The following is a 24,294-nucleotide window of genomic DNA, read 5'->3' on the forward strand; positions in this document are numbered from 1 at the left end:
ATGAAAATATTTTCATCGGTAAATGACGTAAAGGATTTAAAAAAACTGTTAAAAGAAGCCATAGATTTTAAATCTAATCCATATACGCACTCAGAATTAGGAAAATATAAAACTATAGGGTTAGTTTTCCTAAACCCAAGTTTAAGAACCAGGATAAGTACGCAACGAGCAGCTATTAATTTAGGCATGGACGTTATTGTAATGAACATGGATAAAGATGGCTGGGCATTAGAAACTAGAGATGGCGTGGTTATGAACGGAACCACAGTTGAGCATATTAGGGAAGCTGCGGCCGTTATGGGGACTTATTGCGATATTTTGGGGTTACGCTCTTTTCCGAAATTAAAAGATAAGGAAGAAGATTACTCTGAAGAGTTTTTTAATAAGTTTGTTGAGTATGCCAAAATTCCGGTAGTGAGTTTAGAAAGTGCAACGCGACATCCTTTACAAAGTTTGGCTGATTTAGTGACCATTACCGAATCTAATTTAGTTAAGCCAAAGGTAGTATTGTCGTGGGCACCACATGTAAAACCACTTCCTCAAGCAGTTCCAAATTCTTTTTCAGAATGGATGTGTGCTGCTCAAGAATTAGGGATGGTAGATTTTACAATTGCTTGTCCGCCGGGATATGAACTTTGCAATGATTTTACCAATGGAGCTACAATAGTTCACGATAGAGATGAGGCTATCAAAAATGCAGATTTTATCTATGTAAAAAATTGGAGTAGTTTTGAAAAATATGGTGAAATTTTGCCTGTTGAAAAGGACTGGATGCTTAAAACTAAAGATTTGGAAAACACCAATAATGCCAAAGTAATGCATTGCTTGCCAGTTCGTAGAGATTTAGAACTGTCTTCAGAAATATTAGATGGTCCAAACTCTATTGTAATTCAACAAGCAGGGAATAGATTGTTTTCGGCACAAGCTGTTTTGAAAAACATATTAGAAAACATATAAAATAGCTATGGGATTACCTAAGTTAACCATTATTAAAATAGGGGGTAATGTAATTGATAATTCAGAAAAACTGCATCATTTCCTTAAAGATTTTAGTGCATTAGAAGGCTTAAAGATTTTAGTACATGGTGGTGGTAAAATCGCTTCAGAGTTAGGATTGGGTATGGGTATTATACCCAATATGGTAGAAGGGCGAAGAATTACAGACATCGAAACCTTGAGAGTGGTAACTATGGTGTATGCAGGATTAATCAATAAAAATTTAGTTGCGCAATTACAAAATTTTCAATGTAATGCAATTGGATTAAGTGGTGCAGATGGAAATTCAATAAAAACAGTAAAAAGAGCTGTAAAAGATGGGTTAGATTATGGATATGTAGGGGATATAACCTCAGATTCAATAAATGTTTCAGCTATTTCAAATCTGCTCTCTGTTTCATTTATTCCAGTTTTTTCTGCCATTACCCATGATGGAAACGGTCAACTTCTAAATACAAATGCAGACACTATAGCCTCATCATTAGCTCAATCTTTATCTAAACTATATGCTGTAGATTTGGTTTATTGTTTTGAGAAAAAAGGTGTTTTAAGCGATTTAAATGATCCAGAAAGTGTAATAACATTAATAAATCGTACTAGTTTCGAAACGTTAAAACAAGATGGGATAGTTGCAGATGGGATGATACCTAAAATTAAAAATGCGCTGGAAGCTGTGGAAAAGGGAGTGTCGGCCGTTTTTATTACTTGTGCCGAAGATTTATCTAACTTTAACCATAAAAAATCGGGCACGAAAATCACGCTATGATAAATAACTCCGCAATTTCGGTTAAAATAGACGAGCTAAAACAGAGTAGTTTAGAATTATTGAAGCAATTAATTGCAACTCCCTCCTTTAGTAAGGAAGAGAACCAAACAGCTGATATAATTGATGCTTACTTAAGTTCTTTTAATGTAAAGACAAATAGATTAAAGAATAATATCTGGGCTTTCAATTTGCATTTTGATAAAAACAAGCCTACGGTTTTATTAAATTCTCATCACGATACAGTGCGCCCTAATCCAGGTTACACGCGCGATCCATTTTTGCCAACTGTTGAAGATGGTAAGCTATTTGGACTGGGTAGTAATGATGCTGGGGGCTGTCTAGTGGCTTTAATAGCAACATTTTTATATTATTATGACCAACCCGACTTAAACTATAACCTATGTTTAGCGGCAACTGCCGAAGAAGAAATTTCAGGTACCAATGGTTTAGAGTTAATATTGCCTGAATTGGGAGAAATTGAATTTGGGATTGTGGGAGAACCAACACTTATGGATTTAGCGATTGCAGAAAAGGGATTGTTGGTGATCGATTGTATAGCTAATGGTGTAGCTGGACATGCGGCTCGAGATGAAGGCGATAATGCAATTTATAAAGCCTTAAAGGATATTGAATGGTTTAAAAACTATCAGTTTCCTAAAATATCTGAGCTGTTTGGAGCAATAAAAATGTCAGTTACTTTAATTGAAGCAGGGTCACAACATAATGTTGTACCAGCTACTTGTAAATTTACGGTAGATATAAGGGTAACTGATGCATATACCATTGAAGAAATTCTTGAGGTAATAAATAAAAATGTTTCTTCTGAAGTGTTGCCGCGATCTACGCGGTTAAAACCTTCTTCTATAAGCCCTAATCATCCTATAGTACTATCTGGTTTAGCTATGGGTAAAAAGACTTATGGTTCGCCCACAACTTCAGATCAAGCATTATTAAATGTACCTTCTGTAAAAGTAGGACCTGGTTTTTCGGGTAGATCTCATAGTGCAGATGAATATATTTATCTAGAAGAAATTTATAAGGGAATTGAGGATTATATAAAATTACTTAATCCGTTATTAAGCAAATGAATATTAAGATAGTATTAAATACAATTTTAGAGAACAAGAGGGTATTGTTGACGCCCCTGATAAAAGAGGATATTGAAGATTTATGGGTGCTTTCTCAGGATTCGGAATTATCTAAATTCGCAAATAAGGATTTGTCAATTTATACTGAACTTGAAAAATATATTGAAAGTGCTATTCAACAAAGAGAAGCAGGAACTTGTGCTGTTTGGAAAGTATTTGACAAATTAAGTGGAAAAGTTGCTGGTACTACGAGGATTGCGGAGATTAGTTTACATGATGAGAGAGGCCAAATTGGTTGGACTTGGATAGGGAAGGAATTTCAGGGAACCGGGCTAAATAAGGCAATGAAATTTGAATTATTGCAATTTGGATTTGAGACTTTACGATTGAATAGAATAGAGTTTAAAGCAGATGAGCGTAATTTACAATCTAGAAAAGCCATGCTCAAGATAGGGGCAACTGAAGAAGGTGTTTTAAGGCAACATCTAAAATTGCACAATGGTTATATTAGGAATTCTATTTATTTCAGTATTTTAAAATCAGAGTGGCCAAATGTAAAGGCTACAGTTTTTGAAGAATTTTTGGAGCGTTAGAAACTTAAAATAATCTTCAAAAAATTCAGCACTTTGAAAACTAAGAATATTTGATTTTCTGAAAATGAGGCAACTTTAACATGTTTAGATAAATGTGATTATATGCTTTTTATAGAAAAAAATTGTAAAAATAGGCTAAGTTAAATGATTGCGAATATACAATTCTATACAAGTTGGAGTGTGTTAATCTTTGGCTCAAACTAATTAGTATAATAGATTCTAATACGAATCGGTTTAGTGAATTAACCCGTTTTCCGCTATTTTTTTTGTAATTTTGTAGCCGAAAAAGTTATTTATTTCATTTTTCAACTTTCAATGAAAATTTGGCAAAAGAAAACATCAGTAGATATTGCAGTAGAAGATTTTACGGTTGGGCAGGATAGGGATTTGGATTTGCAAATGGCTAGTTTTGATGTGTTAGGATCGCTGGCACATACTTTAATGTTGCATGAGATAGGTCTTTTAGATGCCAAAGATTTAGCTGAAATTCAACTTGCACTTAAGGAAATTTATAAAGAAATAGAGCAAAGAGAATTTAAAATTAGTGATGAGGTTGAGGATATTCATTCTCAGATAGAATGGTTGTTAACCCAAAGAATAGGTGAGGCAGGCAAGAAAATTCACAGCGGAAGATCAAGAAATGATCAAGTTTTGGTTGATTTAAAACTTTATTTCCGTTCTGCAATTCAGGAGATAGTTGAACGTACAGAAGCTTTATTTAACCGTCTAATTGCATTGAGCAATGCGCATAAAGATAAGTTGATGCCTGGATATACGCATTTGCAAATAGCCATGCCATCTTCTTTTGGATTATGGTTTGGAGCTTATGCGGAAAGTTTAGCTGACGATTTAGAAATGCTTTTAGCGGCCTATAAAATCACTAATAAAAATCCATTAGGTTCTGCTGCTGGATATGGGTCTTCTTTTCCATTAAATAGAACTTTGACCACTAAATTATTAGGGTTTTCAGATTTAAATCATAATGTTGTTTATGCGCAAATGGGGCGTGGAAAAACTGAGCGAATTTTGGCTCAGGCTATGTCGTCGGTGGCAGCAACATTAGCAAAAATGTCTATGGACATTTGCTTGTTCATTAACCAGAATTTCGGATTTATTAGTTTCCCAGATGAGTTAACTACAGGGTCGAGCATTATGCCGCATAAGAAAAACCCGGATGTTTTTGAACTTATGAGAGGAAAATGCAATAAAATTCAAGCATTACCTAACGAAATAAGTTTAATGACTGCAAACTTACCTTCTGGATATCATAGGGATTTACAATTATTGAAAGAAAGTTTATTTCCTGCAATTGGAACATTAACAGACTGCTTGTCGATGGCTGATTTTATGCTTAAAAATATAACCATCAAAGACAATATATTAGAAGATCCAAAATATGCTTATTTATATAGTGTAGAAGCGGTTAATAAATTGGTTTTAGAGGGTATGCCATTTAGAGAGGCTTACAGAGTAGTAGGCTCACAAATAGATAATAATACTTTTACAGCTCCACAAGGAGTTCATCATTCACACGAAGGCAGTATTGGTAATTTACACAACCAATTTATTGTTGATAATTTTAACACTGTTAAAGCTCAATTCGATTTTGCTAAAACAGACAATGCCATTCAAAATTTACTTAAATAATGAAAGTTTCACGTTTAGTTAGTACGTTGATCGGTTCAGAGATCATTAAAATTGGAAATGAAGTAAACGAATTAAAAAGAAAGGGTGCTAATATTGCCAATTTAACAATTGGTGATTTCGACCCTCAAATTTATTCAATTCCAAAAGAGCTAGAGAACGAAATCACTTTAGCTTATAAAGCTTTAGAGACCAATTACCCGCCTGCTGATGGTGTATTAACCTTGCGCGAAACGGTATCTTCAGTAGTGAAATCTAGATATGGATTAGATTATGCGGCGAACGAAATATTAATTTCGGCTGGATCTAGGCCATTAATATATTCTACTTTTTTAGCCCTAGTTGATCCAGGAGATAAAGTAGTTTATCCTGCCCCATCATGGAACAATAATCATTATTGCCATTTAAGTGGAGCTATTGATGTTCAGGTTGAAACTTTGCCTGAAAACAATTTTATGCCGACTGCTGCAGAATTAAAACCACATTTAAAAGGCGCGGTTTTATTAGCACTATGTTCTCCATTAAACCCTACGGGAACAATGTTTACAAAAGAGCAACTTGAAGAAATTTGTGATGCGGTAATTGAGGAAAATGCAAGTAGAGGCGCAGATGAAAAACCTTTATACATAATGTATGATCAGATCTATAGCTTGTTGACTTTTGGAAAAGATCATGTAAATCCAGTTTCATTACGCCCAGAATTACGCGATTATGTGGTGTTTATAGATGGAACATCAAAATGTTTAGCAGCTACTGGAGTAAGGGTAGGATGGGGATTTGGTCCTGCAGAAATTATTTCTAAAATGAAAGCTTTGTTGGGTCATGTTGGAGCTTGGGCGCCAAAGGCAGAACAAATAGCTGTTTCAAAATATTTTGCAAATGAACCATTAGTTGATGGATTTTTAGATCAGTTTAAATCATCTATAAAAGAGAGCTTAGATGTTTTACATAATGGATTTCAGGAGTTAAAAAACGAAGGATTTAAAGTAGATTCTATAGCGCCAATGGGTGCCATTTACTTAACCTTAAAAATAGATTATATTGGAAAATCTACTCCAGAAGGAGTGCTTTTATCAAACAGTGCGGATTTAAACTTTTATTTAATTAGAACTGCAAATATTGCTTTAGTACCTTTCTCAGCATTTGGAAATGATGAGTCAATGCCTTGGTTTAGAGCATCAGTTGGCGGTTGCTCATTAGAAGATATTAAATCTATGTTGCCTAGAATAAAGGCTGCATTGAGCGCTTTGAAATAAGACTTGTTAAATTGTAGATGGTAGTTAGTACAAAGTAGTTAGTTGTAGGTCTTAAGTCTATAGCCTTACTACCTTCTACTGTCTACTGTCTACTAAATTGTAATTATTCTCTCCTTGAGAATGCAGGCTCCCGGTCTTTCGGTCTTTCGGACTTCCCGTCTTTCGGACTCCCGGACTTCCCGTCTTCCCGACTCCCTTACTTAAACTCGCTCGTTTTGTGGAATGAAACATCAGGATAATCTTGTTTAGTAAGATTAATCATGTATTCACTATCTGATAAATAAACAGGATTTCCTTCCTTATCTACGCCAATATGTTGTTGTTTACGTTTTACAAATTCATCCAGCTTCTTTTTATCAGTAGATGTAACCCAGCTAGATCTTGTATAACTTAAAGTCCTAAACCTACATTTAGCACCATACTCATGTTCTAATCGGAAATTGATAACCTCAAACTGGAGTTCTCCAACTGCGCCTATCACTTTTCTATTTCCTGGCTGCATAACAAATAATTGGGCTACGCCTTCGTCTGTAAGCTGTTCTATGCCTTTTTCTAGCTGTTTTGTGCGCATTGGATCCATATTCTCAACTTCCTTAAATATTTCAGGAGAGAAGCTCGGAATGCCCTTAAATTGAAGTTTTTCCCCTTCTGTTAGCGTGTCGCCAATTTTAAAGTTACCACTGTCGTACAAACCTACCACATCTCCTGGCCAAGCTTCTTCAACAATGCTTTTTTCGTTGGCCATAAAATCCATCGGATTAGAAAACTTTAATTTTTTGTCTTGACGTGTGTGATAATAGAATTTATTTCTTTCAAACTTTCCTGAGCAAACTCTAAGAAAGGCAATTCTATCTCTATGTTTTGGGTCTAAATTGGCATGTATTTTAAACACAAAACCTGTAAAATTCTTTTCATCAACAGCAACAGATCTTTGTTCTGCTTCTCTGGACCTTGGACTAGGAGCAATTGTTATAAACGTATCTAAAAGCTCTTTTATACCGAAGTTGTTAATAGCGCTACCAAAAAACACAGGTGCTAATAGCCCTTCTGTATAAAGTGAATTATCTAAATTTCCATAAATGCCATCCACTAATTCTAATTCACCTTTTAGATTGTTTATTTCAGATTCTTTTAAGTAATCTGTTAAAGCTTCATCGTTTAAATCGCTTACCGCTACTACCGATTCTGTTACTTTAGTTTTATCTGAGTTGAAAAGATTAAGGTGGTTTTTGTAAATACTATAAACGCCTTTAAACGTATGTCCTTGTCCAATTGGCCAACTTAATGGGCATAAAGAAATGTTTAACTTTTGTTCAATTTCATCTAATAAATCAAAAGGTTCTTTACCTTCTCTATCCATTTTGTTGATGAAGATAATAACAGGCGTATTACGCATTCTACAAACAGACATTAACTTTTCTGTTTGCTCTTCTACCCCCTTCACGCAATCTACAACAAGAATTACACTATCGACCGCCGATAGTGTTCTATAGGTATCTTCTGCGAAATCCTTGTGACCAGGTGTATCCAGGATATTAATCCTTTTACCACCATATTCAAAACCCATTACTGACGTAGCAACAGAGATCCCTCTTTGCTTCTCAATCTCCATAAAGTCAGACGTATTGCTCTGATTGGCTTTATTTCTCTTAACCGCACCAGCTGTGTTAATAGCCCCACCAAAAAGGAGGAATTTCTCTGTTAATGTGGTTTTTCCAGCATCGGGGTGACTAATAATTGCAAAGGTTTTGCGTTTCTCTATTTCTGGGTGTAGCATGAATGGAATTAACAATGACTAATTTGAATGTATACGATATACAACTCAATTATTAAAGAATGCAAAGGTAATTATAAAATGTAATATCTGTAGGCAAGGAATAATAGAGCGTTAGCAGAAAGGAGACCAAATATAAATATACTAAAAAAATAAAGATATTTCCAAATAATAGCTACGAAATAGGCTTATTAAGTGGCATATACCATAAATTTTTAGACTCTTTTTGGGTAAACAGCAAGATTAGACAAACCATCCTGTAAAAAGGGTTGGCTAAATATATCTTTGAGCTTCTCAATACCTAATCCAAACCATCAGGCTACTACTAGTTATAAACTTTTTAGATAACTGTGGAGAATAATTCCGAAAGGCACCAGAAATAAATAAATTATTAGACCTGTTTTAACAATCCTAGAGTTCTGCTTAGTATTCATGCTATTAGATTCAAACTGCTTATAAAGCCTGTCTAGTTTTCCTTTTTTTACTAAGCTGTAGTAATCATATATAAAAATCGCTAGTACTAGTAAAGTAGCTGACGCTATTGAAAATGGCATTAAATCGAACAGAACGAGGCTCAAAAAAATAGGGGTGAAAACGAGTACCAAAATATGAAAAAGCGAGATGCTAGGAGCAGCAACTATCTTAGGCTCGTAACTTCCAGGATCTTTTAATTTTATTGTATATAAAACAAAAAGGATAAAATTATAGTATTTTTTTATTATCATTGATTATGATTTTCCGCTAATCCAAGAAGATACACGGTGAAAATACAAATTAAATAAGAGACTTAAAATAAAGGCAAGAATGGAAATTAGGCTAATAAATTATGAGGATTATTTACCAAGTTTTTTATAACTTTTATGCAAAAGATAAGGAGGTAGATCCCTTTAGATGGATGAGTGCTGGAGGACTATTCTTCCTGTCTTTATTCTTCTTAGGAATAAATTTTCTACACTTGTTTAACTTTATAGCAGATACAAAAGTGGGGTTTAATTATAGCAAAGGCGAACTTTTGATGCTTTTAATACCCATGCTGGGAATGGTATTTCTTTATTTGCTTTGCGTGCTTAAAATAGAAAGAAAGGGTTATATGGAGACTTATGAAAAATATCCTATCTCAAATAGGGCTAATACTGTGGTTTGGATATTCTTTTGGCTAAATGCTGTAAGTACCTTCATAATACCAATAGTTCAGAAACTCGAGTTGTCTTAAGCTTCTCTAAATTATTCCAGTTTTAGCTTCTAGATTTTAGTTTACGTTATATAACACAAAAAAAACCGAATAAATAGGGGATGTTCTTCCCCTATTTTAAATTAAGGTAGACTATTTATCTTATTAGCGTAATGGCGAGTAAGATGAAAACCATCATTATCAATACAAAAAACAAAAACATCCATTTGTATTTTAAATATTGATCCTTTTTATTCTCCAGCTTGTTCTTAATTCTCTCCATGTTCTTACTACGTCCCCAAGTGTAGAAATTTATTAAAAAAATTAAAGTTAAAAATAAAGCTATGAAGAAGTACCTTGTCAAAATTCCATATGATAAAAGATTGACCGGGTTTAACGCTTTATTAATCCATAATAAGATTGGTGAGCACAAAAGAATTTGAGTAAAGCTGATTAGAAAAATTGTCTTAATTTCTGCGTCACGCGGATTTATTTCTCGTCGGGGATCTGACGAGACTACTGTATATATATAAAAAATAATCTTTTCAAACATCTCTTGCAGTTATAAGCCTTAAATATAGGCTATTTATATACCGAATATGAATTTTTCAAGCATATAATCTAGCTTTCCTAAGAAAGAAAATACTTAATAAAAACTATCTATCAACAAAAAAGCCCCGAATAAATCGGGGCTTCTTATTTGATAATTATGCATTATCCTCTTCCGGGTCTACCACTTTCAGCTCTCCCGCCTCCAGAATTGTTGTTTCCGGAGTTGCCTCTGCTTTGTTGTTGCCTAGGCTGACTTTGCTGTGGCGTACGTTGCTGAACTTGTGGTCGTTCATTACGTTGTTGCTGTTGGCGATTATCTGCTTGTGGTCGCGGTGCAGACTGTTGGCGAGGCGCTTGTTGTTGTGCAGGGACATTCTGCGAACGTCCCGGTGCAGACATTTCTCTAGGTGATTGAGGTGGGGCTGTAGAAACATTTCCTTCACGATTTTGCTGAGATCTTTGAGGCGAAGTATTGTTTACTGGAGGCATATCCCTTGTATTTGGAACAATTCCGCCACGTTCTGGTCTTTCTGCACTGCTCGAACCCATATTTCTATTAGGAACTGAAGTAGGTCTTTTTTCGCCTCTGCTCTCAACTCTAGGAGCAGTAGTAGCGCCATTACGACCTTCATTAATGTTTCTTCCATTGTTCGAATTGTCTAATCCTCTAGGAGCTGCGTTTCCTGAATTCTCTCTACTTGGTCGTGGAGAGTAAACATTAACCGTGTTCCTATCGATTCTAGGCGCATCAATTCTATTGTTTCTAGCAATATCATAAACCTTTACATCCTGTCTGGTTGCTCTTCTTACTTCTTCTGGTCGAGGGCCAGTATAATAGGTACGAGAATTATAAACGTAAGTATTGTTTATGATTTTGGTTCTATTAATAATTCTAACGTTGTTGTAGGCGCGATATCTTGGATAATTTCCAATATAAATATTGTGCATTGGTATAAAGTTCCAAGCATAATCTGGCCTCACATACCTTCTACCAATGTTTATGTGAATATTTATAGATGGTCCCATTGGAGCCCAACCGTAATATCCATTTCCACTTCTCCAATCTACCCAAGCTGGTCCCCAAACAGTATCAGGAATCCATAACCATCTATTATAACGGTCTAAAACCCATCTTCCGTAATGGAAAGGTGCCCATCCCCAGTCATAATTACTTACCCAGGTATTGCCATAAACGGTTTGAACCCACCTTCCATTGGTATAATAGGGTCTAAATGAAGATTGATCTACATCGGGCCTCCAAACATATCCGTACTGAGGATCATTAATCCAGGTACCATATGGAGAAAGTTCATCGTAGAATTGTTGGAGCGAAACGTAGTCGTCCTGAGCTTTAACAGATTGTCCACTAAATAGGAACATCAGTCCAAGCATTAATGCCGATAATTTGATTTTGAATTCCATGGTGTGTTATTTAAAATTTAACCTAATAATTAAGCATTTACAATTTATAGGCCACCAAATGTTAAAAAATGTAAAATGCAGTAATCAGTATATAAAACAACATAAAACTGGGCATAAACTACTAGATTTGTATTTCTACTTGTTTAAGTCATCAGTAAAATGTGTTTAAAATAACAGGCAGAATTACCTAAATTTTATACATATTTAACCATGGAAAAAGGTGTTTTATATTTAATCCCGGTGCCACTTTCAGAAGAGGCTACGCAAAAATCTAATACGTTATTTTATTTAGAAACTATAAATTCTATATCTACATATATAGTTGAAAACGAAAAAACAGCCAGAAAGTTTTTAAAAGAAGCTGGAATAAAAATACCTCAGTCGGAACTTACTATCCATGATTATGGTAAGCATAAGAGAAATAACAACTTAGCGCCATTTTTTAAAGAATTAATGGAAGGAAAAGATGTTGGATTAATGAGCGAAGCTGGATGTCCGGGCGTAGCAGATCCAGGTGCAGAAATTGTAGCTGAGGCACATAAAAAGGGGATTAAGGTAGTTCCATTAGTTGGGCCAAGTTCTATTTTGTTAGCTTTAATGGCATCAGGATTTAATGGTCAAAGTTTCACGTTTAATGGTTATTTGCCTATAGATAAGTTAGAGCGTTCAAAGAGAATTAAAGCTTTAGAACAATTGGCAAGTAGCAGGAAACAGACTCAAATTTTCATTGAAACTCCATTTAGAAATAACCCCTTATTAGATGAGATTTTAAAATCTTGTAATGCCAATACAAAATTATGTATAGCGGCAAATCTTACGGGTCCTAACGAGTTTATAAAAACCCAAACTATTTATGCTTGGAGAAAAGAAAAACCTGATTTGCATAAGCAACCAGCAATATTTTTAATATTCTAATTATTTATATAAGCCTTTGGCTTCAATAAACTCTATAACCGAATCTGGCACAAAATATTGTATGCTTTTATTCTTTTTTATTGCTTCCCTAACAAATGTGGATGAAATCTCCATAAGTGGAGTGGCTGTGATATGGATATTGGGATGATTTTCGAATTCGTTCGCTTCAAATCCAGGGCGTGGATATACGTAAATGGAATAATTATTTAGAATAACTTCATAGTTTTTCCACTTTTTAAAAGAAGATAAATTATCTGAACCCATAATAACGGCAAACTCCTTATTTGGATATTTTTCCTTTAAATAGGTTAATGTGTCTACGGTAAACGAAGGTTTAGGCAGGTTAAATTCTATATCGCTTACTTTAATTTTTTCCGATTTTTCTGTAGCTAATTTGGCCATTTCTAATCGATCAAAAGCATTTGCTAATGACTTCTTATTCTTTAAAGGGTTTTGAGGCGATACAACTAGCCAAACTTCTGTTAAGGAAGTGAAGTTTGATAAGTATTGAGCGATCATCAAGTGCCCTGCATGAATTGGATTAAAAGAGCCAAAAAATAATCCTACCATATTAAAATTGATTAAGGTTTCCTTAAAAAATCTCCTACAATTTTTTCTGCTTCTTTACATGCTTCTTCTAAATCATGGTTCTTTAGAATTACATCAAATTTATCACTATATAAAAGTTCTTTTTCTGCTTTTAGAATTCTTTCTTTAAGCTTTTCTGGGTGATCTGTACCTCTATTCGTAAGTCGCTCAATTAATACATCTAATGACGGAGGTTGTACAAAAATAGCTAAAGCATCATTTTCGTATTTTCTTTTTAACCTAAGACCGCCTTCTACATCAATATCAAAAATTACGGCCTTCCCCATAGCCCAAATTCGTTCAATTTCTGACCTTAAAGTACCATAAAAAGTACCACTATAAACCTCTTCAAATTCTACAAACTCCTGCCTTGCAACTTTATGTAAAAACTCCTCTTTTGAAATAAAATAATAATCATTTTGATGCTCTTCTTTACCTCTCTGCTCTCTCGTAGTAGCAGAAATTGAGAAGCACAGTTCTGGGAATTTCTTTAATAAATGATGAACTATGGTTGTTTTTCCTGCCCCAGATGGAGCTGAAAATATAATAAGTTTGCCAAGTGCTTTTTCTTCCGACATTGAATAAGTATATCTATAAGATATTTAATAATTGTTCTTTAATTTTTTCTAATTCTTCCTTCATCCCAACCACTAATTGCTGCATTCCAGCATCATTAGCTTTTGAACCGATGGTATTTATTTCTCGCCCGATTTCTTGAGCAATAAATCCTAATTTCTTTCCATTTCCTTCTGTATTGTTTAATGTTTTAAGAAAATAGGAACAATGACTTTTTAATCTTGTTTTTTCTTCCGTTATATCTAATTTTTCGATATAATAAATTAATTCCTGTTCTAAACGGTTATTGTCGATTGCAATTCTAGAGTTATTTTCTTCTATAAACTGTTGAAGTTTTGCTTTTATTGCAGGAATTCTTTGAGGTTCTAACTTTTCGAGCTGTGCAAAAAAATCAAGAATATTATTAATTCTAAGCTGTAAATCTTTTTCTAGAGTATTACCTTCTGTTAGTCTAAATTCATTGAAATTTTTCAGTGCATTTAAAAAAGTTTGATGTAAAACTTCCCAATCAGCATCATCAGTTTGATCTTCTTTATAAGTTATTACTTCTGGTAAATTAAGCGCCAGCTGTAATAAATTATTGGTGTTTGCGTTTAGCTTTTTATCTATTGCGCTTAATTGAAGGAAATATTTTTCTAATAATACCTCATTAATATCTGAACCTTGAACATTTTCAGAATCGGTTTCAATATTTATACTGATAGTTACCTTTCCACGTTCTATTTCTCTATTACATAAGTTTCTCAAAAACAATTCTTTTTCAGAATATGATTTAGGAAGCTTTAAATTAAGTTCAAGGAATTTGCTGTTGAGGGATTTAATTTCAACGCTAAATTTAGAATTATTATGATTGGTTGTGGCAATTCCATAACCTGTCATTGATTTTATCATGTGCAAAGATAAGTTTTTTGTTAATGAGAACCCGACTTTATAAGCATATTGTACATTTCTGACCTAACTGTGTTTTTTAGGCTATTTAAATCTTCAGTTTTTAAGTTGTTTACTTCAATTTCATTTCCAAATACTACCTCGATTTTCCCAGGTCTGAATTTCAAAATATCATCTGCTGGAAGTAATTTTTTACTGTTTGAAATTACAAATGGTAATATTGAAGTGTTGGTTTCAATGGCAATTCTAAATGCACCATCGTAAAACTCTGTTAATAATTCCGATGTTCTGTTCATTGTTCCTTCAGGGAAAATAAGAATAGAAGTGCCATTTAACAGTTCATTTTTTAACAATTTTACCGATTGATCTCTACTTTCTCTACTTTTTCTGTCGAGCGTAATGACCACTTTACTATAAATAAAGCCAAAAATTGGAATTTTTTTCATTTCAATTTTGCCTAGTGGACTAAAAGATTGAGGCATAACTATTGCAACAGCAATGGCATCTAAAAATGAAGAATGGTTAACTGTATAAATATAAGTCTTAGAAAGATTTATAGGGGTATTATATTTAATAGAAACAGATAATCCCACAAAACTTATAAATGTTTTAGCCCAAATTTTAAGAAGAAATAAATTGGTTTTTCTGGCTTTGTTTTTCTTAAGGAATACGGATGAAAGGATAATAAACGGGAAAATTAAAAGCATTATACTTATAAAAATAATCACGCTATAAGTGATGTAAATAATGCCTATTAAATTTTTCAAGGTTTAACGCTATTTAACAATAATTCTAGAACCCATTATTTAGCTTTATAAAAAAAATAAATGATGACTCCTAAGAGTTTAAAGATAGTTTTTTTATTAATATTTTTGTTTTTTTGGTCTCAAGTTTTTGCTCAAGATCAACTAATTAAGGGTACTGTATTAGATGCAGCTTCAAAATCCAGATTAGTTTCTTCTGAGATAACTAACCTTCGAACTAAAGTAACTGTATTGGCAAATGAAATGGGCTATTTTCAGCTTTTTGGCCATATTGGTGATACTTTGTTAATCCAAAGAGGGTTTTATACGCCTCAAAACGTAATAATAAAAACCAACGAGGAATTAATTGTCAGATTAAGGGTTGATGCTTATCATATTGAAGAAGTACAAATCACTGGTAAGACAAAACTTTCTGAATTAAATGAAGTAAGAAATGAATTTAGAAAGAAGGGCGCATTTTATAATGGGAAACCTTCATTATTAATGTTGAGTCCGATTGGTGGTAATCCATTAAGTTTCTTTTATGAATTGTTTGGCAAAACGCCTAGTGATGCAAGAAGGTTTGGAAAATATTACTTAAATGAAGTAAAAAACACGGAAATAGATAAACACTTTAATCAGTCGTTAGTAAAAGAACATACTGGTTTAGAAGGCGATGCACTAGAGGCATTTATGATTGCCTTTAGGCCGCAAATGGGAGCAACTGATAAATGGACATATTATGATGCTGTAAAACACATAAATACTTCCTTTCAGAAGTATAAAGAAAATCCAGCCTTATATATTCAGAAGTTGTTATTGCCAAAAAATTAAATAGATAAAGCAGTACATGCTTTTTCTGCGGCTAATTTTTCTGCATTCTTTTTGTTGTAATCTCTACCAATTCCTTTTGACTCGCCATCAATTAGTGCTTGAATAGTAAATAATTTAGCGCTTTCACCCTCATCATTATCTACTAATTCGAAAGTAATATCCTTTCCATGACGTTGGCACCATTCAATTAATTTACTTTTAAAATTGGTTTCAGTTTGTTCTAACTGATGAACATCAATATATGGCTTAATAATTCTTTGATGGAGAAAATTTTTGGTGAAATTATAGCCTTTATCTAAATAAACGGCACCTACCATAGCTTCAAAAGCATCTCCGAGCATAGAGTGGTGTTTAGATAAAACATTAATATTTTTTTGATCAAAAACGATTAATTCATTAAAGCCCATTTTTCGGGCTAACTGATTAAGATTGGCTCTATTAACAATTTTAGAACGCATTTCTGTTAAGAAACCTTCTTCTTTATAGGGGTAATTTTTGAAAAGCATTTCGGCAATTACAGCGCCAAGGATAGCATCTCCCAAAAACTCAAGACGTTCATTGCTGGTTTTAACTCCGTTATTGAGCGTTTTGGCGGCAGATCTATGTCTGAATGCCATTTTATATAAAGAAATATTCCCAGGCACGAAGCCTAGGATATTCTTAATTTTTCTAATGAAGTCTTTATCTTTTGATAAAGTAAGTTTATAATAATCTAGAATTTGCATTAAAATCAAGTATGACAAAATGATATTAGAGCCATCATTGCTTAATAAAAGCAAGAATTTGCTCTAAACTAGTCACCTTCATATTTCTTAAAGATAACGGAAGCGTTGTGACCACCAAATCCAAAAGTATTACTTAATGCTGCTCTAACAGTTCTTTTTTGCGCCTTATTAAAAGTAAAATTCAGGCGTGGATCAAATTCAGGATCATCAGTAAAATGATTAATTGTTGGAGGAATTATATCATTTTTCACAGCTAGAATTGCAGCGATAGCTTCAACAGCACCAGCGGCACCTAACAAGTGACCTGTCATAGATTTAGTAGAACTAATATTAAGCTTGAAAGCATCTTCACCAAACAGATCTACAATTGCTCTACTTTCACTTATATCTCCAAGTGGAGTAGAAGTTCCATGAACATTAATGTAGTCAATATCCGATGGATTAAGTTTTGCATCTTTCATTGCGTTTGCCATCACCATTCTTGCGCCCAAACCTTCTGGGTGTGGGGCAGTAATATGATTAGCATCGGCACTCATACCTCCACCTACAATTTCTGCATAGATTTTAGCGCCTCTTTTTTTAGCGTGTTCTAATTCTTCCAGAATAATTGTACCAGCACCTTCACCCGCTACAAAGCCATCTCTATCTTTATCAAAAGGGCGAGAAGCTGTAGTTGGATCATCGTTTCTGGTAGATAAAGCATGCATAGCGTTAAATCCGCCCATACCTGCTTCATTAATTATTGCTTCAGAACCACCACTAATAATTACATCAGCTGTACCCAAACGGATATAGTTGAATGCATCTATCATGGCGTTAGTAGAAGAAGCACAAGCTGAAACGGTAGCAAAGTTTGGTCCTCGTAAACCGTATTTTATAGAAATATGCCCTGGAGCAATGTCTATAATCATCTTCGGAATGAAGAACGGATTAAATCTAGGCGTACCTTCACTTTTAGCAAAATTGGATACCTCATCCAAAAAGGTTTTTAGCCCTCCAATTCCTGCTCCCCAGATCACGCCAATACGGTTGGTATCTAATTGTGTAAAATCAAAACCACCATCTTTTACTGCTTCTTCTGTAGCAACAAGTGCAAACTGAACAAACGGGTCTAATTTTCTGGCTTCTTTTTTATCTAAAAATGCTTCGGGGTCGAAGTTCTTAACTTCGCACGCGAATTTAGTTTTGAACTTTTCCGTGTCAAAACCTTTTATTAAGGCAGCGCCACTCACACCATTTACTAAACCATCCCAAAATTCTGGAACAGTATTACCAATTGGCGTGAGTGCACCTAGGCCTGTTACTACGACTCTTTTGAGTTCCATTTATTGCGATTATACGATGTCCCGTATAGGCTTACTTAACGTTTTTCTCTAGATAAGCAATAGCCTGTCCAACTGTACCAATGGTTTCAGCCTGATCATCAGGAATAGCCACGTTAAATTCTTTTTCGAATTCCATGATTAGCTCAACAGTATCTAATGAATCAGCACCTAAATCGGTAGCGAATGACGCCTCTGGCGTTACTTCGTTTTCATCTACACCTAGTTTTTCAACGATAATAGCTTTAACTCTTGAAGCAATATCAGACATAATTTTATAATTTAATGGTTAATAATTCAATGCAAAGAAAAATAAATTCTAACAATTATCAAATGTTTTTATTTCTCTCCCAATTTTAGTGTTTAATTTTTAAACTCTGCAAATTTACTGTTAATTTTGCTGTATTTAAAACTTCATTTCAATTGCAAAAAACTTATTTGAAGCTTTCTCTTGATCTAGACTTCGTCTTAATCGCTGTTACAGCCCCTTTAAAGGACTATTTGCTGTGTCATAAAATAAATTCTAACCTACATTTTAATTTTGAAAAAATTGATGATCATGAAGTATTTTTTAATCTTGATGAGCCTCCATTAGCATTTTCAAAGTATTTTTTCCTTTCCGAAACAGAAGTAGAATATTTTTTAGTAAACAATAGAAATGCTGAAGGGTTTTTAATTCCTGAAATGAGTAAGGTTGATTTTTTTATTGTTATACAGCAATATATTGATAAAGAGGATCTAAGCTACTTAATCTCAGGGTTAAATAAGTTGCCTGAAGTACAGGTAGCGGTTAAAATTGATCCTGCTAAGCTCAAGTCAAAAGAAAATTTGATCATGTAATTTGTCATTTAAAGTGTATGAAATACACTATATTTGATTTTTTTGTTGATAAAAGTAAACTATTCATTTTTGTTGATAGTTATATAATAGTTATTCATGAAACCTTTCCACTCAAGAACTAAGATAGTCGCAACATTAGGCCCGGCATCTGCCAAACCCGATGTTTTATACAGTATGTTTAATGCCGGTTTGGATGTTTGTAGGTTAAATTTTTCACATGGTAGTCAGCAAGACCATCAAGCAGTTTTAGATACTATAAAAGAAATTAATAAGAAATATAAGTACAATGTTGGAGTTTTAGCCGATTTACAAGGGCCTAAAATTAGAATTGGTATGGTAAAGGATGGAGGAATTCATCTTGTTAATGGTAAATTAACAACCATAACTACTAACGAGTGTATTGGCAATGAGAACCAAATTTATATTACTTATAAAAACTTCCCAAAAGATGTAAAGGCTGGTGAAATTATTTTATTAGATGATGGTAAACTTCAAATGAAGGTTATATCTACTAATTTAATTGATGAAGTGGTTTGTGAAGTGGTTCATGGTGGTATTTTAACTTCTAGAAAGGGCGTTAATCTTCCCAATACAAAAGTTTCTATTCCTTCTTTAACACCTGAAGACAGAGTTAATTTAGATTTTGTTTTGAAAAATGATGTTCAATGGATTGGATTATCGTTTGTTCGTAGGGCAGAAGATATAATTGAACTCCGTAATATTATTCAATCACAAGGTAAAACGTCTAGAATAATTGCGAAAATTGAAAAGCCAGAAGCAATTGCCAATATCGATGAAATTATAGAAGTGGCTGATGGAATAATGGTAGCAAGAGGAGATTTGGGAGTGGAGATGCCGATGGAAGAAGTGCCGTTGTTACAGAAAATGATTGTTCAAAAATGTAGAGCAGCTAGTAAGCCTGTAATTATTGCTACGCAGATGTTGGAAAGTATGATTACAACGCCTAGACCAACTAGAGCAGAGGTAAATGATGTGGCTAATTCTGTATTGGATGGGGCTGATGCGGTTATGTTAAGTGGTGAAACATCGGTTGGAGAGTTCCCATTGATTGTTATCCAAACTATGCAGAAGATTATTCAGAATATAGAACAGAATAATTATCCTTTTAATCCAGATAAGTTTTTAAAACAAAATTCTCCAACATTTTTGTCGGACGCTATCTGTGATTCAGCTTGTTTTTTAGCAAAGCAAACAAAAGCTGTGGGTATAGTTTCTATGACATTAAGTGGGTATACAGCTTTTGAAATAGCAAGTCATAGACCTGAAGCGCTGATTTTTATTTTTACAAGTAATAAATCACTTTTAAATACAGTGAGTTTATTGTGGGGAGTTAGAGGGTTTTATTATGATAAATTTGAAAGTACAGATCAATCTATACTAGAAGTAAATGAGATCCTTAAAAAACAAAAATTAGTAAAAAAAGGAGATATATTGATCAATACCGCCGCCATTCCGATGGAGAAAAAAGGCAAAACAAATATGCTAAAGATTACTGTAGTAGATTAAAGTTATATTTTAACTTTGTCTGCTTTTTGGAGAGTTGTCCGAGTGGTTTAAGGAGCACGCCTGGAAAGTGTGTATACGCCAAAAGTGTATCGAGAGTTCGAATCTCTCACTCTCCGCCAAGTAAATGCCTGCCGACGATAGTCGGTGGGCATTTTGTATTTTATACTCGAGCCAAATTTATTTGGGCGAAGAGTTAAAATACAAAATGCACGAGCGCAGCGAGAAGGCATTTCTTGAAGCCACCCCCCATCAGAGATCACCGGAGGTAATCTCTGTATTCGAGCCAAATTTATTTGGACGAAGAGTTAAAATCAGCCTCTGTAACGCCAGAGTTTATAATAACTTTAGTTGTTTTAAGAATAACCATTTGTCCGCCGCCTTCAGCTTCAATCAATTCTGGGAATTTAACACCTTCCACAGTCATGTAACTTTTTATTGTCGCGGTAGCATCACTTGTTTCAGATTTGTAAAGTAGACCAGTAGTGGCATCAAAGAAGAATTTACCTTTATCGGAATTGAGGATGTTATAGTTTTTGCCGTTCAACTGTACTTGATTAATAGATGTAAAGTTTTCATTTATGAAGTTCAACGCATCAATTGTTTTACCTTTTTTTAGTTCTGGAATTTTATCTTTGGGAATATCAAGTCTTTGGCCTCCTTGCTCAATATAGCCATTTTCGCCATCGAAAAACTGTATAACTGTCTCATCCAAAACTGACTGCTCAGAAATGAACTTGTTTCCCATTTTTTTAGTTGTCATGCTAATCTCTAAGTCCTGTACAGTCATAGTATTTTCTGTAATAGTAGATTTTACAGCTTCAAGTTTTGCTTTTCCTCCCAACGCAGCAATATAATTATCAATCACAGATTGCACGGAAAGCTGTGAATTTGTTACTGTAGTGGCTGGGTTTAATGTTCCTGTTTGGGCATTTGTGCGACTAAAAAATGCTGTTATTAATATAATTGGGAAAATAATTTTTTTCATATTAGTTTAAAGTTTTGTTGAGCAAAGATATGAAATTTGAAATATTGAAAATAATGAAGTGAGAAAATACTTTTTAAGTGTCTGTTCTGATTTACAGAAGATTCTGTTTCCTAAATTACACTTGAAGTAATTATAACAGAGATGGGATTTGGACTCTAGAAAATATTGTATAGGTACGAATTAAAGTAGATAAAATCTATTAACCTGAGCAAATTTTGGCGAAGGATATTTCTTGTCTGTTTATTAGCTAAAAATATGGCATAGGCATTCCACTAAGCTTCCTTTAATGCTCCCTGAGGTTAGTGGGCAAGGGAAACAATTATATTAAACAACATTAAAAATGGCCTATTTCTTATTGCCTTTATCACCTCCAGTACGTTTATTTGAAGTTTCGTAAGAGGCTTGTCCGCCACTATTGCTTATTCCTTGTTTTTTTGTTAGCGCCCTTGCGCTTGTTTTTTCGTGCATTCTATCAGATGTAGGTTCGCCTTGCTGATTTAATTTTACATCAGTTTTATTAAAATTTTTCATCGCTAAAGGGTTTAATAAATAAACAAATGGATGAAATAATTAGTTTTAAAAATCATTGATTTGCAAATTATTAGCCATTAAATTCAATTATGCGAACCGCTTAAATCCTTAAAAAAGGAAAAAGTTCCAAATTACAGTACATTTTTACATGTTTATTGCGGGTTTTTGCGGTCTTTAACCCATCTTTGTAGGGATTAATATTTTTAGGAATTGATTTAAAAAATGAAAAGAACATTAAGATTATTAGTATTAGCACTTTCAGTGGGAGGCTTTCAATCGGCAACTGCCCAAAAACAATCTTATATTGAAAGTTTAAATACACCGAACAAGTGGGTTGATTCTGTATTTAGAAAAATGTCTAAAAAGGAAAAAATTGCTCAAATGTTCTTTGTTAGAGCTCATACTAATTTAAGTAAGCAGTACCAGGATTCTGTTGGACGAGTAATAAAAAAAGAAAAATTAGGTGGTGTAGTATTTTTTCAGGGAGGTCCTGGTCGACAACTCGACTTAACCTCTAAATATCAATCTTATGCTAAAGTGCCATTATTAATTTCATCTGATGGCGAATGGGGATTGGGAATGAGATTAGACAGTACAGTTTCTTTTCCTTATCAAATGACTTTAGGGGCTATACAAGACGATAAATTGTTGTATAAAATGGGGTTAGAAGTTGCTAGACAATTTAAGAGAGTGGGTATGCAATTTAACTTGGCTCCGGTAGCTGATGTAAACAACAATGCAAAAAACCCAGTTATTAATTTTAGATCTTTTGGTGAAGACAAAATAAATGTCACAAAAAAAGTGGGGGCCTATATGCAAGGTATGCAAGATGGAGGTATTATGGTAAGTTTAAAACACTTCCCAGGCCATGGAGATACTGATGTAGATTCTCATTATGACCTACCTTTATTGGGTTTCTCAAAAGAAAGATTAGACTCATTAGAATTATATCCTTTTAAAGAATTAATAAAACAGGGAGCGGCAGGCGTTATGATTGCTCATATGAATATTCCTTCGTTAGACAATACCCCTAATCTACCATCTACTTTATCTAGGCCAATTGTAACTGGATTGCTTAAAGAAAAATTAGGGTTTAAAGGTCTAATTATTACAGATGCAATGAATATGAAGGGCGTTGCTAAATTTTATAAAGATGGCGAGGCTGAATTAAGAGCTGCTGCGGCAGGAAACGATATAATGGAGTTGGCTAATGATTCAAAAATAGCTGTTAAAAAGATTAGAAAAGCGATGAGGAAAGGTCAAATTAGTAAAGACCAAATTTATGCAAGCATTAAGAAAATTTTATTAGCTAAATACTGGACTGGCTTAACAGATAGAACTGTACCTAGTTCGGCAAATGTTGTGTCTGATTTAAATAATGAAATTTCTCAATCGTTAATTGATGAGATGGCTAGTGCTTCGATTACCGTATTAAAAGGTAAAGAATATATCTCTGGTCTTTCTAAGTCGGCCCCAACTGTAATTTTAAGCATTGGTTCTAATACAGAGACTCCATTTCAAGCTGGGTTAAAGTCGCATTTTACAAATGCTAGCCTTTTAAACCTTAATTTAAATGCTACAGCTAATGATATTGCAAATCTGGTGGGTCAGTTAAAATCTGAAAATCAATTGATTATTAGTATTCATGATACTAGATCTAGACCGGGTAACAATTTACCGATGAGCAAAGAAGTAGTTCAATTTATAAACGAACAAGTTCAAAAAAATGTGGTGATTACCTTATTTGCTAACCCTTATAATTTGGCTGCATTTAATGAAATTGAGAAAAGTAAAGGATTAATAGTTGCTTATCAAAAAGAAGAATTTATGCAACGAGCAGTAGTTAAATATTTAACTGGAAAAAGCACTGCAAATGGTAAATTACCAGTAACTGTTACTCCAACTTTAAAATTTGGTGCTGGAGAATAGTTTAAAAAGAATATAAAAAAAATGGGAATCAATATTATATTGATTCCCATTTTTTTTGTGATGCTATATTTAATAAGTATTGTTTTCTGGTAAAAGCGCACCATAGTTCCAGTTTTTTAGGAAATCAAGAATTTTTTTCACACTATGCCCTTCACCTTCCTCTAGATATTCAGAATTCTGTGTGTGAATTAAATTTCCATCACCATCAAGAATAAGAAAAACAGGAAAGCCGAAGCGGCCGGGGAAATTAAATTTTTTCATCAACTCTTCGTTTTTATTCTCTGGACTCCAGTTTAATAAAACTGTTTCATAATTTTCGTCTAAATAGTTTTTTAGTTCAGGTGTAGCTTTCACTAAATCGTGAAAACGTATACACCATACGCACCAATTTCCACCTACTTGAATAAAAACATGCTTTTTTTCTGCTTTAGCTTTAGCAACGGCAGCTGCAATTTCTGCTTTCGCATCTGCTTTAGGGTTGTAAATATTGATGGCAGTTTTGTCTTGACCAAATACTGTTGCGGTTAAAAAGACCGCTATAATTAATGTGAAAAGCTTTTTCATAACTATAAATTTATACGCAAAAGTAAACGGATTTTTTAAAAACCTATGAAGTATAGTGGTTTATG

General features: G+C 33.8%; 24 protein-coding genes and 1 tRNA gene. 13 read left to right on the plus strand and 12 right to left on the minus strand.

Annotated features, from left to right (window positions below; all coding sequences use genetic code 11):
• The 6 genes from VRU49_RS03770 to VRU49_RS03795 all read left to right on the plus strand — a co-directional run bounded on the left by VRU49_RS03770 (position 1) and on the right by VRU49_RS03795 (position 6,343).
• Positions 1-957 (plus strand): Rossmann-fold NAD(P)-binding domain-containing protein, encoded by a 957-nt coding sequence (locus VRU49_RS03770; RefSeq protein WP_330145448.1) that lies wholly within the window; start codon positions 1-3, stop codon positions 955-957.
• A 7-nt stretch (positions 958-964) separates the two neighbouring features.
• Positions 965-1,762, plus strand: coding sequence for an acetylglutamate kinase (gene argB, locus VRU49_RS03775; protein ID WP_330145449.1), 798 nt, complete (start codon positions 965-967; stop codon positions 1,760-1,762).
• Positions 1,759-2,850 (plus strand): M20 family metallo-hydrolase, encoded by a 1,092-nt coding sequence (locus tag VRU49_RS03780; protein ID WP_330145450.1) that lies wholly within the window; start codon positions 1,759-1,761, stop codon positions 2,848-2,850. The genes argB and VRU49_RS03780 overlap by 4 nt, the downstream gene beginning before the upstream one ends.
• A complete protein-coding gene (locus VRU49_RS03785) occupies positions 2,847-3,443 on the plus strand; it encodes a GNAT family N-acetyltransferase (RefSeq protein WP_330145451.1) in 597 nt (198 codons plus the stop codon). The genes VRU49_RS03780 and VRU49_RS03785 overlap by 4 nt, the downstream gene beginning before the upstream one ends.
• A gap of 315 nt (positions 3,444-3,758) precedes the next feature.
• Positions 3,759-5,090, plus strand: a complete 1,332-nt coding sequence (gene argH / locus VRU49_RS03790; protein WP_330145452.1) for an argininosuccinate lyase — start codon at positions 3,759-3,761, stop codon at positions 5,088-5,090.
• Complete coding sequence (locus tag VRU49_RS03795) at positions 5,090-6,343, plus strand: pyridoxal phosphate-dependent aminotransferase (protein WP_330145453.1); 1,254 nt, start codon at positions 5,090-5,092, stop codon at positions 6,341-6,343. Before argH ends, VRU49_RS03795 begins: the two co-directional genes overlap by 1 nt.
• A 196-nt stretch (positions 6,344-6,539) precedes the next feature.
• On the opposite strand, the gene VRU49_RS03800 is transcribed toward VRU49_RS03795, so the two are convergent.
• A complete protein-coding gene (locus VRU49_RS03800; protein WP_330145454.1) occupies positions 6,540-8,120 on the minus strand; it encodes a peptide chain release factor 3 in 1,581 nt (526 codons plus the stop codon).
• Positions 8,121-8,943: 823 nt separating this feature from the next.
• On the opposite strand from VRU49_RS03800, the gene VRU49_RS03805 reads away from it, so the two are divergent.
• The gene (locus VRU49_RS03805; protein ID WP_330145455.1) at positions 8,944-9,330 is read left to right on the plus strand and encodes a hypothetical protein; all 387 of its coding nucleotides are present in this window, start codon (positions 8,944-8,946) and stop codon (positions 9,328-9,330) included.
• A 672-nt stretch (positions 9,331-10,002) separates the two neighbouring features.
• Here VRU49_RS03805 and VRU49_RS03810 read toward each other — a convergent pair.
• A complete protein-coding gene (locus tag VRU49_RS03810) occupies positions 10,003-11,262 on the minus strand; it encodes a DUF6600 domain-containing protein (RefSeq protein ID WP_330145456.1) in 1,260 nt (419 codons plus the stop codon).
• Positions 11,263-11,472: 210 nt separating this feature from the next.
• On the opposite strand from VRU49_RS03810, the gene VRU49_RS03815 reads away from it, so the two are divergent.
• Positions 11,473-12,177: an SAM-dependent methyltransferase gene (locus VRU49_RS03815; RefSeq protein WP_330145457.1), complete on the plus strand. Its 705-nt coding sequence runs from the start codon at positions 11,473-11,475 to the stop codon at positions 12,175-12,177.
• On the opposite strand, the gene nadD is transcribed toward VRU49_RS03815, so the two are convergent.
• Genes nadD through VRU49_RS03835 form a run of 4 tightly spaced genes read right to left on the minus strand, consistent with a single transcriptional unit; the run spans position 12,178 to position 14,996 of the window.
• A complete protein-coding gene (nadD, locus tag VRU49_RS03820; protein ID WP_330145458.1) occupies positions 12,178-12,747 on the minus strand; it encodes a nicotinate (nicotinamide) nucleotide adenylyltransferase in 570 nt (189 codons plus the stop codon).
• Positions 12,748-12,758: 11 nt separating this feature from the next.
• Complete coding sequence (gmk, locus tag VRU49_RS03825) at positions 12,759-13,343, minus strand: guanylate kinase (protein ID WP_330145459.1); 585 nt, start codon at positions 13,341-13,343, stop codon at positions 12,759-12,761.
• Positions 13,344-13,356: 13 nt separating this feature from the next.
• Entirely contained in the window at positions 13,357-14,232 is an 876-nt protein-coding gene (locus VRU49_RS03830; RefSeq protein WP_330145460.1) for a YicC/YloC family endoribonuclease, read from the minus strand.
• A 20-nt stretch (positions 14,233-14,252) separates the two neighbouring features.
• Positions 14,253-14,996, minus strand: coding sequence for a lysophospholipid acyltransferase family protein (locus VRU49_RS03835; protein WP_330145461.1), 744 nt, complete (start codon positions 14,994-14,996; stop codon positions 14,253-14,255).
• Positions 14,997-15,056: 60 nt separating this feature from the next.
• Between VRU49_RS03835 and VRU49_RS03840 the strand changes: the two genes are divergently transcribed.
• The gene (locus tag VRU49_RS03840; RefSeq protein WP_330145462.1) at positions 15,057-15,806 is read left to right on the plus strand and encodes a hypothetical protein; all 750 of its coding nucleotides are present in this window, start codon (positions 15,057-15,059) and stop codon (positions 15,804-15,806) included.
• On the opposite strand, the gene rnc is transcribed toward VRU49_RS03840, so the two are convergent.
• From rnc to VRU49_RS03855, 3 genes are all read right to left on the minus strand, one after another.
• Positions 15,803-16,531 carry a ribonuclease III gene (rnc, locus tag VRU49_RS03845; protein ID WP_330145463.1) on the minus strand — a complete coding sequence of 243 codons (729 nt, stop codon included), beginning with the start codon at positions 16,529-16,531 and terminating at the stop codon, positions 15,803-15,805. The two genes, VRU49_RS03840 and rnc, sit on opposite strands and share 4 nt — an antisense overlap.
• Positions 16,532-16,599: 68 nt before the next feature.
• Entirely contained in the window at positions 16,600-17,856 is a 1,257-nt protein-coding gene (gene fabF / locus VRU49_RS03850; RefSeq protein ID WP_330145464.1) for a beta-ketoacyl-ACP synthase II, read from the minus strand.
• 31 nt (positions 17,857-17,887) lie between these two features.
• On the minus strand, positions 17,888-18,124 hold the full coding sequence (locus VRU49_RS03855) for an acyl carrier protein (RefSeq protein WP_330145465.1): 237 nt from the start codon (positions 18,122-18,124) through the stop codon (positions 17,888-17,890).
• 152 nt (positions 18,125-18,276) lie between these two features.
• Between VRU49_RS03855 and VRU49_RS03860 the strand changes: the two genes are divergently transcribed.
• The 3 genes from VRU49_RS03860 (at position 18,277) to VRU49_RS03870 (ending at position 20,339) form a co-directional block, all read left to right on the plus strand.
• Positions 18,277-18,693 carry an IPExxxVDY family protein gene (locus tag VRU49_RS03860; RefSeq protein ID WP_330145466.1) on the plus strand — a complete coding sequence of 139 codons (417 nt, stop codon included), beginning with the start codon at positions 18,277-18,279 and terminating at the stop codon, positions 18,691-18,693.
• 96 nt (positions 18,694-18,789) lie between these two features.
• Entirely contained in the window at positions 18,790-20,220 is a 1,431-nt protein-coding gene (gene pyk, locus VRU49_RS03865; protein WP_330145467.1) for a pyruvate kinase, read from the plus strand.
• 28 nt (positions 20,221-20,248) lie between these two features.
• A tRNA-Ser gene (locus VRU49_RS03870) sits at positions 20,249-20,339 on the plus strand.
• 170 nt (positions 20,340-20,509) lie between these two features.
• On the opposite strand, the gene VRU49_RS03875 is transcribed toward VRU49_RS03870, so the two are convergent.
• Both VRU49_RS03875 and VRU49_RS03880 read right to left on the minus strand, forming a co-directional pair.
• A complete protein-coding gene (locus VRU49_RS03875; protein ID WP_330145468.1) occupies positions 20,510-21,205 on the minus strand; it encodes a hypothetical protein in 696 nt (231 codons plus the stop codon).
• A gap of 345 nt (positions 21,206-21,550) precedes the next feature.
• Positions 21,551-21,736 carry a hypothetical protein gene (locus tag VRU49_RS03880; protein ID WP_330145469.1) on the minus strand — a complete coding sequence of 62 codons (186 nt, stop codon included), beginning with the start codon at positions 21,734-21,736 and terminating at the stop codon, positions 21,551-21,553.
• A gap of 222 nt (positions 21,737-21,958) precedes the next feature.
• Between VRU49_RS03880 and VRU49_RS03885 the strand changes: the two genes are divergently transcribed.
• Positions 21,959-23,665, plus strand: coding sequence for a glycoside hydrolase family 3 protein (locus VRU49_RS03885; RefSeq protein ID WP_330145470.1), 1,707 nt, complete (start codon positions 21,959-21,961; stop codon positions 23,663-23,665).
• A gap of 69 nt (positions 23,666-23,734) precedes the next feature.
• On the opposite strand, the gene VRU49_RS03890 is transcribed toward VRU49_RS03885, so the two are convergent.
• On the minus strand, positions 23,735-24,229 hold the full coding sequence (locus VRU49_RS03890; protein ID WP_330145471.1) for a thioredoxin family protein: 495 nt from the start codon (positions 24,227-24,229) through the stop codon (positions 23,735-23,737).
• Positions 24,230-24,294: the final 65 nt, after the last annotated feature.

Origin of the sequence: Pedobacter flavus, assembly GCF_036324285.1 — a bacterium.
Classification (GTDB): Bacteria; Bacteroidota; Bacteroidia; order Sphingobacteriales; family Sphingobacteriaceae; genus Pedobacter; species Pedobacter flavus.